Origin of the sequence: Thermus tenuipuniceus, assembly GCF_002964845.1 — a bacterium.
GTDB classification, from domain to species: Bacteria; Deinococcota; Deinococci; order Deinococcales; family Thermaceae; genus Thermus; species Thermus tenuipuniceus.
Map to the genome: position 1 here is coordinate 40869 of NZ_KZ672957.1, position 12367 is coordinate 53235.

Below are 12367 nucleotides of genomic sequence, written 5' to 3' on the forward strand. Positions count from 1 at the left end.
ACGTCCCCCAAGGTGAGACCGGTTAGGGGAAGCAGTAGGTGGTGTCCGTCATCACCCGGTCCGCGCGCACCAGACCGAAGCCGTACTCGTCGTCCTTCCCCACCGGGCCCAGGTCCTCCGCGGTTCCCGTAAGGCAGGCATATACCTGGTCCGGGCTTGGCCAAACCCCTTTAAGCGCGTGGTACCTACCTATGTAAAGAGCAGCCACACCCGCAACCATTGGACTGGCAAAGGATGTGCCTGAAGCTTGGCCATAGTCATCGTTAGGCAGAACGACAACCACGCCCCTACCAGGAGCCACTAAGTCCAGCTCAGGGCCACAGTTCGAAAAAGAAGACTTGGTGCGGTCGTTATCCACCGAACCCACGGAGATGACGGCGGAAGATCGGGCCGGGTAAAGGATGCCATCGCGTCCGTCGTTACCTGCCGCAGCAACCACCGTTACTCCACGGTTCCTTGCATCCAAAATGGCGTTTTCCAAAACTTTATCACTTGCTTCGCTGCCCAGCGAAATATTGATCACCTTAGCCCCCAAATCAGTAGCTATCCCAATTGCTTGCGCCAAAGAAGTTGTGGTGATTTCTCCGCTCTGCGAGTTGGCAACCTTCAGGGGCAAAACCTTACCAGCCCAAGCGACAGCCGCCATTCCTTGACCATTGTTGGTGGAAGCTCCCAGCACTGAGGCCACCTCTAAACCATGGTTTTTAGCGGAAAAAGCCGGTAGGTCGTCCGTGGGATCGGTGTCATTGTTTGATACGTCCAGCATTTGCCCTTGGGGCAAATACCATCGACCCATATCCTCATGAGCCTGATAGCCTGTGTCGGTGACAGCTATAATCAACTCCGGATCCCCGTTGTATACACTCCAAGCTGCTTCCAAACCCAAGAGGGTTTCCAGCGAGATCCTTTGGTTTTGGCGATATAGGGGGTCGTCGGGTATTCTCAAGGTTTGGTAAAGATAGTTAGGCTGGACATACGCTACCCCTGCTTTCAAAAGTTCCCTTGCTTTGAGTAGCTCTTGACCTTTGGGCACCCTCACCCGCACGAAGCTCCTAGGCACCCCTTCCAAAACCTTCGTGTCCGCGACTCGGGCACTTATCGCGAGAGGGTCAAGCCCACCAGGCAACACCAGGACTTCCCCAGGAACATGGGGAGCATCAAAGTCACCCAGACCAGCAGGCCTAACCAAGGCTTTTTTTGAGGTACCTTGCACCGATAATCCCGTGAGCCTGGGAGTACAACCACTTGCAGGTGGAGGCGGCGGTGGGGAAGTTTGGGGACAAGCGGTAAGGACAAGGGCCGTGGCCGCAAGGAGGGCCAGGAAGAAAACCCGGTTCATGTTCCCTACTCTACATGCCCAGGCCTTGGGCTCCCTTAAGCTTCGCCTAAGGTTTCCGCCACCCGGTCCGCCAGCTTCTCCAGGAAGGCGAAGAACATGGGCCCGTAGTGGGCCAGCTCGTCCCCATCCGTGGCCACCACGGGGAGGTCCCAACCCCTCTCCCTGGCCAGGGTCCGGGCCTTCTCCAGGGGATGCCGGCCCCAGGGCTTGGGCTCGTAAAGGAAAAGGTCAGGCTTGCGGCGCTTCACCTCCTCGAGGTCCGGCGGGAAATACGCCTGGGGCACATCCAGGAAGATGGGCCTAAGCCCCAGGTGCAGAAGCGCCTGGGCGATATAGCTCCCCCGGCCCACGGTGATGGGCCCGCCCAGGTCCATTTCAAAGTAAACCTTCAGGTCAAACCGCCCCTTAAGCCGGCCATAGCGCTCGGCCAGCCGGTGGGCAAGCTCCGTGGCCCTTTCCTCCAGGTCCAAAAGGTGCCCCAGGGTGGAGAGGTTTTCCAGGATGCCGTAGGGGCTTAGGGGCAGGGGAAGGGCGTAGACGGGAAAGCCCTCCTCCTTAAGCCTAAGGGCCTGCTCCCGCTGCACCCCGGTGGAGAGAAGGACCAAATCGGGCTTCAGGCTCCGCAGAAGCTCGGTGCGGGTCCTGGTGTAGGAGGCCAAAACCGGCAAGGAGAGGACCTCTGCTGGGCGGTGGCAGAAGGCGCTTCGGCCCAAAACCCTCTCCCCCACCCCCAGGGCGAAAAGGGCATCGGTCACGTTGGGAGCCAGGCTGACGATGCGCTCCAGCCGGTCAGGAAGCTCCACGAGGCCCAGGATCTCGTGAAAGAGCTTCATCGCCTAAGGTCCAGGGAACGGGCGTGGGCCTCGAGGCCCTCGGCCCGGGCAAGAAGCGCCCCTTTCTGAGCCAGGTCCCTCACCGCGTTCTCGCTCAGGCCCATCACGGGGATCACCTTCAGGAAGTCCCGCACCGCCAACCCCCCCTGGAAGCGGGCGGTGCCCGAGGTGGGCATCACGTGGCTGGGCCCGGCGATGTAATCCCCCAGGGCCTCGGGGCTACCCTCCCCCAGGAAGACTCCCCCAGCGTTTTGCACCCTTCCCAGCCAGGGCAGGGGATCCGCCAGGGCCAGGCAAAGGTGCTCGGGGGCGTAGAGGTTGGCCAGTTCCAGGGCCTCCTCGAGGTCCTGGGTGAGCACCAGGCCTCCTCGCTCCAAAGCCCTCTTGGCGATCTCCGCCCGAGGCAGGCCCTCCAGCTGGCGGGAGAGCTCCGCCTCCACCCTCTCCAGGAGGGCCCGATCGGGAGAGAGGAGCCAGGGCTCGGAGTCGGGACCGTGCTCCGCCTGGGCCAGGAGGTCGGCAGTGAGAAGCCTAGGAGAGGCGGAACCGTCGGCGATGATAAGGGTTTCCGTGGGTCCCGCCAGACCATCCAACCCCACGGTGCCGAACACCTGCCGCTTGGCCGCCACCACGTAGGCGTTGCCCGGCCCCACGATCTTGTCCACCCGGGGAACCCGCTTGGTGCCGTAGGCCAGGGCGGCGATGGCCTGGGCCCCGCCCATGGCGAAAAGCCGGTCCGCCCCGGCCACCCAGGCGGCAGCCAGCACCCCAGGGTGGACCCTTGGGGGACTGGCCACAATCACCTCCGCCACCCCGGCCACCTTGGCGGGCACCACGCTCATGAGTAGGCTGGAAAGAAGGGGGGCGCTCCCCCCGGGAACGTACACCCCCACCCGGGAAAGGGGGCGGACCAGCTGGCCGAGAAGGCCGCTGGCATCCGCCTTCAAAAATCCCCCCTTGGCCTCTTCCCGATAGAAGGCCTCTATGCGCTCCTTGGCGGTCTCCAGGGCGTCCCTGAGCTCCTCGTCCAGATCCTCGTAGGCCTGGCGCCAGGCCTTCTTGGGAATCTCCTCCACGGGGTGGCCGTCCAGATCCAGGCTGAAGCGGTCCAAGGCCACATCCCCTTCCTCCCGTACCGCGGCCAAGATACCCCGCACGATTTCCTCCACCGTGGGGTCAAAGGAAAGGCCCCGACGGGCGAAGCGCTCCCTCACCTCCTCCGCGCGGTAGATCATGCCTCCACTATACCCAGCGGCGGCGCCTTTTCACTTCCTCCACCCCCTCGAGCACCGCCTCAAACACATGGTCCTGCACCTGCTGGGCCATCCTTGCGGGAAGCCCTTCCTCCAGCTCAATCAGGGTAAGCCCCGGGCGCAGGCGGTAATGCCAGCGCCTGCGCCCGTTCACCTCGAGGTCCGCAAGCCTTTCCACATACACCCGCCCCCCGGGCATGGGAAAGCGGGCCACCCCTCCCGGCTCCAGGGCCAGGCGGGGCAGGGCCAGGAGGAGGGAGAGGGGGTCGTGGTAGGGGGCCACGAAGGGCAGGGCCACGCTCTCCTTGCCCTGGGTGACCAGCACCACCCCTTCCTCCTCCAGCCTCTCCACGGTGAAGACCCGGCTCTCCCGCCCCTCCACCCGCTCGGCAAAGTACAGGGAGAAGCCCTCGGCGTCCATTTCCGTCTGCCAGCGCTGGCGGGTCTTGGGCAGGGGCAGGTTCACCTCGGCGGTGAGGGTGGCCTTCACGCCCCCTTCCGGCAGGGGGCGCACCTCCAACCTGCCCTCCCCCGCCTCCTCCCCGGCGAAGAAGTAACGGTACACGTAAACGGCGGGGTGCTCGGTCATGGCCTTAGCGTACCTTGATGACCAGAGGCGGACCCGGCACCTCCAGGAGATAGTCCACGGGATCGCGGCCCGCCACCCGGATGCGCAAGCGGTATACCCCCTTTTGGTCAAACTCCACCCGGCCTGGAGCGGTGAGGAGCAGCTGGCCGGGCGTCATCCTGGAACCCTCCGGCACCTCGAGGAGAAACACCTCCGCCCGCTCCGTGGGAGGATCGGTGCGGAACTCCATCACGTATCCCCCTCCGGAAGTGGAGGAAGGGCGAAGGAGCAAAAGGGCCAGACCCAAAAGCACCACGGCACCCAGAAGCCCCAAAAGCAAGGACCGCCTTCTGGGCCGCGGAGGTTCCACCACGGTAAAGGAAGGCTCCTCGGGCTCCTCGATGCGGATGACCCGGGGCCGGCTTGGGGTCTTGCCCTCGGGGGGCGTGGTTTCCTTGGTCGGAGAAACCTCCTGGCCCTCCAGGGGTTCGGAAACAGGATCCACGCTCAGCACCTTCCGCGAGGAGGAAGGGAGCCTGAGCTCCTCCTCAGGCTTGGAGGAGGCATCCTGGAGGGGCTGAGCTTCCTGGCCAGGGGTCTCCGGGGTCAGGGCCTTGGCCTCCTGTACACCATGGGCATGGGCGGGCTCGGAGAAAAGAACCTCCAGGGGGTCCTCCTTAGCCTCAATCCTTTCCAAGATTTCCCTTAAGGGAAACTCGGGATAGCGCTCCCCGGCCAAGGCTCGAGCCAAAGCGGCGAGGGCCTTCTCCGGCTCCCCGGAAAGCTCCTTAAGCCCCACCCCGGCCAGCCACACCCGCTTGCCCTTCACTAGGCAAAGCTCGGGGATGGGGGCATGGGACACCCCCTGGGCCTTCAAGGACGCCAGAATACGGGCCATCTCCCTTACCCAATGCTCCAGGCGCTCCAGATCCGCCACCCCCAGGTACTGGCTTAAGGGAACCGCCCCGATGGGCCACTCCAGCACCCAGGCCTCCGGCGTTTCCTCCAAAAGGGGAAGCCCTCCTTCCCCCAAAACTGGCGTTCCCTGGGCTCCCTTGAGCACCATCACCGGCATCCCGGTGTGGGTATCCTGGCCTTCGTAAACGACCACGGAAGCAATACGGGCAAGAATGCGCCGCAGCCAATAGTTACCCAAAACCTCCATCCCTACAAGTATAGCCACTTTAACCTACGCTGGCCCTCGAGGTCCCCAAGGAAGCAAATCCGCCCAGCCCTGGGCCTTGCCAAGGGTCGCCCTTTACCTGGCTTTGCCCTTCCTTCCGGCTATATAATTCTCCCAAAGGTAGGGCCCTTAGGCCGGAAAGGAGCGGGGATGGAGTTCAAGATCACGCTGACCACGGAGGAGATCGTTCGAGGCTTGAAGCATTACCGCCGCATCGCCAAGCAGGACGTTCTCCGGGCGCCGGAAACGCCGAATCCGGAGGTTTTCCGCCGCCATGCGGAAGCCCGGCGCGAGGTCTACGCCAAGCTGGCCGAGGTAGCCGAGGCCGAGGGGCCGGAAGCCGTGGTGCAGTACGCCCTGGAGCTTTACAAGTCCCTGCCCTTCGTCACCGGCACCCCGGAGGACCAGTACCCGGAGATCAAGGGCCAGGAAAACGCCCTGGAGAACTTCTTCCTCATGATCGGCCTGGACCCCAAGACCCGGCGGGAGGCCAGGAAGGCCCGGAAACCCCTGCAATGACCCTGGAACTTCTACAAGCCCAGGCCAGGGCCTGCACCGCCTGCCGCCTGGCGGAAGGCCGCACCCAGGTGGTTTTCGGGGAAGGCAACCCCGACGCCCAGCTCATGATCGTGGGGGAAGGCCCCGGGGAGGAGGAGGACAAGACGGGCCGCCCCTTCGTGGGGAAGGCGGGACAACTTCTGAACAGGATCTTCGAGGCCGCCGGCATCCCCCGGGAATCGGTCTATATCACCAACATCGTCAAGTGCCGCCCCCCAAATAACCGCGCCCCCTTGCCCGACGAGGCCAAGGTCTGCACCGACAAATGGCTCCTGAAGCAGATTGAGCTCATCGCCCCCCAGATCATCGTCCCCTTGGGGGCGGTGGCCGCGGAGTTCTTCCTGGGAGAGAAAGTTTCCATCACCAAGGTACGGGGGCAGTGGTTTGAGTGGCACGGGATCCGGGTCTTTCCCATGTTCCACCCCGCCTACCTCCTGCGAAACCCCAGCCGCACCCCGGGAAGCCCCAAGCACCTCACCTGGCTGGACATACAGGAGGTGAAGCGGGCCCTGGATGCCCTTCCCCCGAAGGAACGCCGCCAGGTGAAGGCGGTAAGCCAGGAACCCCTCTTTTAAGCCCGGCTCCAGGGAGTGTAGAGGATGGGCAAGGGGCTTACGAAGGGCTCAGCGTAGTCCACCCCCAGGTGGTTGCCGAAGTAGCGGCGCATGGCCTTCCTGGCCTCCACCCCCTTGGGCCCCACGGTCTCGCTCACCCCCTCCCCGGAAAACTGGCTCTTGTAGGCCAGCACCGCCCGCTCCCATTGATCTATGAAGGCGGAGATCTTCACCAGGAAACTGGGAGTAAAGGGGTGGTTTCCGGGATAGAAGAAAAGCCGCTCCACCCGGTGGGGCTCCCCCTCGAGGGGGGCTTTCCTGAGGCCTGCCAGGTGCACCGCCGCCACCGCCAGGCGGCTCGCCGCAGTGTGGTCGGGGTGGCGGTCGGCCTCGAGGGGAGCGAGGACGATGCGGGGCCTAAGCTGCCTCAAGGCCTGGGCAAGCTTAAGGCGTTGCTCCAGCACATCCCCAAGCCCCCCATCCGGCAAGCCCAGGTTGCCCCTATAGTCCAGGCCCAGGATGCGGCTTGCCTCCTCCACCTCCTTCGCCCTCTCCTCCGGTGTGCCCTTGGAGCCCATCTCCCCCCGGGTGAGGTCCAAAATCCCCGTGCTGAGCCCCTCCGCCTTGGCCCGGGCCAGGGTCCCCCCGCACCCCAACTCCCCGTCGTCGGGATGAGGAGCAAGGACCAGGAGGTCAAGCATCCCGCACCTCTGCCCTCTCCCCAAGCCGCCTCTCCGTGCCCGACTGGAGCCGCTTCAGGTTATCCCGGTGGGTCCAGAAGATGAGGAGGGCCATAAGGCCCACGGTGACCACCTCCCAAAGGGGACGGGAAAGGGCCAGGGCCAAAACCGTGGCCGCCACTCCCCCGGTCATGCTCCCCGCAGACACGTACCGGGTGAGGAGCATCACGGATACCCCTATGGGAAAGGCCCACAGGGCCAGGATGGGGTCCAGAAAGAGGAGGGTGCCGAAGCTGGTGGCCACCCCCTTCCCTCCCTTAAACCCCAAAAACAGGGAGTAGTTGTGGCCCAGCACCGCGGCCAACGCCACCCCGCCCAGGAGCGCCCCCTCAATCCCCACCGCCCGGGCGATCAAGACGGCAATCCCACCCTTAAAGACATCAAAGAAGGCCACCACCAAGGCGGGCCCTGGCCCCAAGGCCCTCAGAACATTGGTGGCCCCGATGTTGCCCGAACCCACCTTGCGGAGGTCCACCCCGTAGGTTTTGGCCACCAGAACCCCGGCGGGTATGGAGCCGAAGAGGTAGGCCACCAGCAAAGCCAAAAGCACCGACCCCATAGGGGGGATTTTAACTGCTCGCCGAGGTGTAACCCCTTAAGGCGAAGCGGAAAAACCCCCGGGAAAGGAGGAAGAGGAAAAGGGCGAGGACCGAGGCGAGAAGGGGAACCTCCCCCCTTTGCAGGGCGGCCTCGGCGGGCACGGTGGTGAGGAAGGCCACGGGCACCACGAAGGTGAAGAAGACCCGGTACAAGGCCGGATAGGCCCCCACGGGAAACCGGCCCGCCTCCAGTAGCCCCCTAAGGACCTCGGTGACGTTGTAGATCTTCACGAACCAGATGCTGGTGGTGGCCAGGAGGAACCAGAGGCTATAGAGCATCAAGGCCCCCAGCACCCAGTACCCGGTGAAGGCCAGGTAGTCCCAGGGTCCGAGCTCCAGGCGCACCCCCGCGTGGAGGAGAAGGCCGAACCCCAGGAAGAAATCCCCTAACCCCCAAGGGGAAAAGGCCCGTAGCGAAAGCCAGAACTGAGGGTCCAAGGGCTTGAGGAGCACGAAGTCCAGGGTGCCCTGCTGCACGTGCTCCACGATCTTGTTGAGGTTTGGGGCCAGAAGGGTGCTCCCCAGGCCCTGGAGAAGGGTGAAAGCCGCCAGGACCAAAAGCGCCTCCTCAAAGGCCCACCCTCCGGGCCGGTACCCTCCTTGGTAGAGGAGCACCAGACCGAACAGGGCCCCAAGAAGGGTCAGGGCCGAGGAGAGAAGGCCCAGGAGGAAGTTGAGCCGGTACTCCATCTCCGCCGCCAGGCTGAGGCGAAGGAAAAGCAGGAAAACCCTCAGGTACCGCACAGGGAACATTAGACCACAGGGTAGACTATAGGGGTGTCGGCGGAACCCATCATTCTTGCCCAGGACCTCACCAAACACTACCGGGTGGCCCTGAAGGAGGAAAGCCTCCTCGCCACCCTGCGCCACTTTCTCCTGCGCCAGTACCGCACGGTAAAGGCGGTGGAAGGGGTGAGCTTCCAAATCGCAAGGGGCGAGGTAGTGGGCTTTCTGGGCCCCAACGGGGCGGGCAAGACCACCACCTTGAAGATGCTCACCGGCCTGATCCACCCCACCCGGGGCCAGGCGGTGGTGGCAGGGCACATTCCCTGGCGGCGGGAAAAGGCCTTCTTGAAAAAGATCACCCTGGTGATGGGCAACAAGCAGCAGCTCATCTGGGACCTGCCCGCCCTGGACACCTTCCGCCTCAACGCCGCCATCTACGATATCCCCGAGGGGGAGTTCCGGAAGCGGGTTTCGGAGCTTTCGGAAATGCTCTCCCTAACGAATAAGCTCCACCAGCCCGTGCGCAAGCTCTCCCTGGGGGAAAGGATGAAGGCCGAGCTTCTGGCGGCCCTTCTCCACCGCCCGGAGGTGCTCTTTCTAGACGAGCCCACCCTGGGCCTGGACGTGAACGCCCAGGTGGCGGTGCGGGAGTTCATCCGGGAGTACAACCGGCGCTACGGGGCCACGGTCCTCCTCACCAGCCATTACATGGCGGACATCGCCGCCCTGGCGGAACGGGTCTTGGTGATCCACCAGGGAAGGCTTCTCTACGATGGACCCCTGGCAGGGCTTCTGGAACGCTTCGCCCCCTACCGGGAGGTGGGGCTCACCCTGGCCCAGCCCCTTCCCAGGGAAGCCTTCCTGGCCTTCGGGGAGGTCAGGGACCTCGAGGGCCTAAAGGCCCGGCTTCTGGTGCCCCGGGAAAAGCTTACGGAAAGGGTGGCGGAGATCCTGAAAAGGCTTCCCGTGGAGGACCTCGAGGTACGGGAAGCTCCTTTGGAAGAGGTCATCGCCCGAGTATACAAGATCGCCCCTTCGGGGCTGAGCGAAACCCCCGCCCTGGAGGAGGCATGAGGAAAGCCAAAACCCTCCTCGCCGTCTACCTGGCCTACATGCTGGAGTACCGGGCGGAGCTCTTCCTCTGGGCCCTGGCCGGGGCCTTGCCCCTGATCCTCCTCGGGGTGTGGACGGAGGCCGCCCAAAGCGGGGCCTTCCCCCTCAATCCCGGGGAGTTCGCCCGTTACTTCCTCATGGTCTTCCTGGTGCGCCAGGCCACGGTGGTCTGGGTGGTGTGGGAGTTTGAGCGGGACGTGGTGGAGGGCAGGCTTTCCTTCCGCCTTCTTAGGCCCCTGGACCCCTTTTTTGAGCACCTGGCGGCCCACGTGGCCGAGCGCCTGGCCCGGCTGCCCTTCGTGGTGCTCCTCACCCTCCTCTTCTTCTGGCTCTTCCCCGAAGCCCGCTTTGTGCCCGAACCTGGCCCCTTCCTCCTGGGGCTTCTCTTCACCCTTTTGGCCTTTTTGCTTCGCTACCTGATGCAGTACACCACCGCCATGCTCACCTTCTGGAGCGAGCGGGCCACCGCGGTGGAGGAGGTCTTCTTCCTCCTCTACCTCTTCCTCTCCGGCACCATCGCCCCCCTCGAGGTCTTCCCCGAGCCCCTAAGAAATCTGGCCCTCCTCACCCCCTTCCCCTACCTGGTCTACCTGCCCGCAGCCCTCCTGGCCGGGCAAAAGGTGGATCTGTTCCCGGGGGTTTGGGCGATGCTCTTCTGGGGCGTGGCCTTTCTTCTCCTCTGGCGGCTCTTGTGGCGCATGGGGCTAAGGCACTACTCGGGCCAAGGAGCATGAGGGTATGGCCACCCGCTACCGCTTCCGCGTGGAGGAGTTTGAACGGGCCTTCCGGGACGTGCCCCGGGTGGAGCTCTTAAGGGGAGAGGTTTACCAGATGAGCCCCCTCGGTCCCAAACACGCCTTTATGGTCGCCTGGCTGGACGACCTCTTGCACGAGGACTTGCGGGGCAAGGCGGTGGTAACGGTACAGAACCCCTTGCGCCTTCCCCCGGACTCGGAGCCCGAGCCGGATCTCCTGGTCCTCAAGCCCCCCTTGGACCGGTACCAGGACCAGCATCCCGAAGCTTCCGATGTCCTTCTCCTCATAGAGGTGGCGGACACCTCCTTAGAGTTTGACCGGGGGATGAAGCTTCCCCTCTATGCGGAGGCGGGAATCCCCGAGGTATGGCTTGTGAACCTCAAGGAGAATCTCCTCGAGGTCTACCGGGAGCCCCGGGAGGGGCGCTACCGCTCCATCCGCCTCCTCTCCCCTTCCGAGCCCGTAAGCCCCTTGGCCTTCCCCGAGATCAGCCTGCCCTGGGCGCCGTCTCCTTGAGGCTCGAGTAAAGGAGGGCGTAGGCGTAACCGTCGGTGAGGGCCTTCAAGGAGGCCTCGAGGATGTTCTCGCTGGCCCCCACGGTGGCGAAGCGCTCCACGTTCCGCTTCATCTCGATCATCACCCGCACCCCGGAGTTGGTCCCCGCCTCCTGGCCAGAGAGGATGCGCACCTTGTAGTCGGTGAGCTCCACATCGGCAAGCTCCGGGTAAAACTGCAACACCGCCTTGCGAAAAGCCCGGTCCAGGGCGGAGACCGGGCCAAAGGGGCTCTCGGCGGCGGTGTGCTGCAGGCCCTCCCCTACCCTAACCCGCACCGTGGCCTCGGCCCAGGCGGTGTCCAGACCGCTCCCGTGGACGAAGACGGAAAACCCCTCCACGCTGAAGGGCAGGCTTCCCCCCTTTAGGCGGTGGGCCAAGAGGTAGAAGCTGGCCTCCGCCCCCTCAAAGGCATAGCCCTCGTACTCCAGGGCCTTCACCTCGTCCAGCAAGCGCTTGGCCTCCTCCTTGGAAAGATCCACCCCCAGCTCCTGGAGCTTGACCAGGAGGTTGGAACGCCCCGAGACATCGGACACCAGGAAGCGACGGCTGTTCCCCACCCACTCCGGAGGAATGTGCTCGTAGGTGCGAGGGTTCTTAAGGACGGCGGAGACGTGCACCCCCGCCTTGTGGGCGAAGGCCGACTCCCCCACGTAGGGAGCCCGGCGGTTGGGGGTCTGGTTGGCCCTCTCGTCCAGGAAGTGGGAGAGTTCCTTCAGCCCCTTTAGCCTCTCCGGGGGAAGGGCGGGGACGCCGTACTTGAAGACCAGGGTGGGGAGGAAACTGGTCAGGTTCAGGTTGCCGCACCGCTCCCCGTAGCCGTTGATGGTGCCCTGGGCGTGAGTGGCCCCGGCCCGCACCGCCGCCAGGGCGTTGGCCACGGCAAGCTCCGCGTCGTTATGGGGGTGGATGCCGATCCGCAGGTGGGGAAAGCGCTCCACCACCGCCTTGGTGATGGCGTAGACCTCCTCGGGCAGGGTGCCCCCGTTGGTGTCGCAAAGGACCAGGGTGTCCGCCCCCCCTTCGGCCGCCGCCTCGAGGGTGGCCAGGACGTAAGGGGGGTCCTCCTTGTACCCGTCAAAGAAGTGCTCGGCGTCGTAGACCACCCGCTTCCCCCGCCGGGCGAAGAAGGCTACGGTGTCCTGGATCATGCGGAGGTTTTCCTCCAAGGTGGTTTCCAAGGCCTCCAGCACGTGCAGGGTCCAGCTCTTGCCGAAGAGGACCACCACCGGGGTTTCCGCCTCCAAGAGGGCCAGAACCGAGGGATCCTCCTCGGGGAGAAGGCCCTTCCGCCGCGTGGCTCCAAAGGCGGCCAGCCGGGTCTCCCCCAGGTCCACCCCCCTCATGCGCTGGAAAAACTCGGCGTCCTTGGGGTTGGACCCCGGCCAACCCCCCTCGATGAGGTGCACCCCAAAGGCCGCCAAGCGCCTGGCGATGGCCACCTTGTCGTCCACGGAAAGGCTGATGCCCTCCCCTTGCGTTCCGTCCCTTAGGGTGGTGTCTAGGATCTCCACCATGGCTTCTCCCCAAAGCCCCAAGCCCTAGGCCAGGGTTGCTCCATGGGCAAAGGGCGAGAAGGGGCAATCCTGGC

At 64.5% G+C, this 12367-nt stretch carries 14 protein-coding genes; 5 read left to right on the plus strand and 9 right to left on the minus strand.

Annotated features, from left to right (window positions below; genetic code table 11):
* Nucleotides 1–22: 22 nt before the first annotated feature.
* The 5 genes from C2847_RS00925 to C2847_RS00945 form a co-directional block, all read right to left on the minus strand.
* Nucleotides 23–1033 (minus strand): S8 family serine peptidase, encoded by a 1011-nt coding sequence (locus C2847_RS00925; RefSeq protein WP_341865784.1) that lies wholly within the window; start codon nucleotides 1031–1033, stop codon nucleotides 23–25.
* A gap of 341 nt (nucleotides 1034–1374) precedes the next feature.
* Nucleotides 1375–2172: a helical backbone metal receptor gene (locus C2847_RS00930; RefSeq protein WP_105316619.1), complete on the minus strand. Its 798-nt coding sequence runs from the start codon at nucleotides 2170–2172 to the stop codon at nucleotides 1375–1377.
* Nucleotides 2169–3407 (minus strand): histidinol dehydrogenase, encoded by a 1239-nt coding sequence (gene hisD, locus C2847_RS00935; RefSeq protein WP_105316620.1) that lies wholly within the window; start codon nucleotides 3405–3407, stop codon nucleotides 2169–2171. Before hisD ends, C2847_RS00930 begins: the two co-directional genes overlap by 4 nt.
* Before the next feature lie 7 nt (nucleotides 3408–3414).
* Complete coding sequence (locus C2847_RS00940; RefSeq protein WP_105316621.1) at nucleotides 3415–4014, minus strand: hypothetical protein; 600 nt, start codon at nucleotides 4012–4014, stop codon at nucleotides 3415–3417.
* 4 nt (nucleotides 4015–4018) lie between these two features.
* The gene (locus C2847_RS00945) at nucleotides 4019–5158 is read right to left on the minus strand and encodes a hypothetical protein (protein ID WP_105316622.1); all 1140 of its coding nucleotides are present in this window, start codon (nucleotides 5156–5158) and stop codon (nucleotides 4019–4021) included.
* A gap of 168 nt (nucleotides 5159–5326) precedes the next feature.
* Here C2847_RS00945 and C2847_RS00950 point away from each other — a divergent pair, with 168 nt between their 5' ends.
* Both C2847_RS00950 and C2847_RS00955 read left to right on the plus strand, forming a co-directional pair.
* Nucleotides 5327–5695: a hypothetical protein gene (locus tag C2847_RS00950; protein WP_003044617.1), complete on the plus strand. Its 369-nt coding sequence runs from the start codon at nucleotides 5327–5329 to the stop codon at nucleotides 5693–5695.
* Entirely contained in the window at nucleotides 5692–6309 is a 618-nt protein-coding gene (locus tag C2847_RS00955) for a uracil-DNA glycosylase (RefSeq protein WP_105316623.1), read from the plus strand. The genes C2847_RS00950 and C2847_RS00955 overlap by 4 nt, the downstream gene beginning before the upstream one ends.
* Here the strand turns inward: C2847_RS00955 and bshB1 are convergent.
* Genes bshB1 through C2847_RS00970 form a run of 3 tightly spaced genes read right to left on the minus strand, consistent with a single transcriptional unit; the run spans nucleotide 6306 to nucleotide 8380 of the window.
* Entirely contained in the window at nucleotides 6306–6989 is a 684-nt protein-coding gene (gene bshB1 / locus C2847_RS00960) for a bacillithiol biosynthesis deacetylase BshB1 (protein WP_105316624.1), read from the minus strand. The two genes, C2847_RS00955 and bshB1, sit on opposite strands and share 4 nt — an antisense overlap.
* Nucleotides 6982–7587: a glycerol-3-phosphate 1-O-acyltransferase PlsY gene (plsY, locus tag C2847_RS00965; RefSeq protein WP_105316625.1), complete on the minus strand. Its 606-nt coding sequence runs from the start codon at nucleotides 7585–7587 to the stop codon at nucleotides 6982–6984. The genes bshB1 and plsY overlap by 8 nt, the downstream gene beginning before the upstream one ends.
* 10 nt (nucleotides 7588–7597) lie before the next feature.
* Complete coding sequence (locus C2847_RS00970) at nucleotides 7598–8380, minus strand: ABC transporter permease (RefSeq protein ID WP_208619916.1); 783 nt, start codon at nucleotides 8378–8380, stop codon at nucleotides 7598–7600.
* A 24-nt stretch (nucleotides 8381–8404) separates the two neighbouring features.
* Here C2847_RS00970 and C2847_RS00975 point away from each other — a divergent pair, with 24 nt between their 5' ends.
* Genes C2847_RS00975 through C2847_RS00985 form a run of 3 tightly spaced genes read left to right on the plus strand, consistent with a single transcriptional unit; the run spans nucleotide 8405 to nucleotide 10738 of the window.
* Nucleotides 8405–9427, plus strand: a complete 1023-nt coding sequence (locus C2847_RS00975; RefSeq protein WP_105316627.1) for an ABC transporter ATP-binding protein — start codon at nucleotides 8405–8407, stop codon at nucleotides 9425–9427.
* A complete protein-coding gene (locus C2847_RS00980) occupies nucleotides 9424–10200 on the plus strand; it encodes an ABC transporter permease (RefSeq protein WP_105316628.1) in 777 nt (258 codons plus the stop codon). The genes C2847_RS00975 and C2847_RS00980 overlap by 4 nt, the downstream gene beginning before the upstream one ends.
* A gap of 4 nt (nucleotides 10201–10204) precedes the next feature.
* Nucleotides 10205–10738 (plus strand): Uma2 family endonuclease, encoded by a 534-nt coding sequence (locus tag C2847_RS00985; RefSeq protein ID WP_105316629.1) that lies wholly within the window; start codon nucleotides 10205–10207, stop codon nucleotides 10736–10738.
* Here C2847_RS00985 and cimA read toward each other — a convergent pair.
* Complete coding sequence (gene cimA, locus C2847_RS00990; protein ID WP_105316630.1) at nucleotides 10710–12293, minus strand: citramalate synthase; 1584 nt, start codon at nucleotides 12291–12293, stop codon at nucleotides 10710–10712. The two genes, C2847_RS00985 and cimA, sit on opposite strands and share 29 nt — an antisense overlap.
* Nucleotides 12294–12367: the final 74 nt, after the last annotated feature.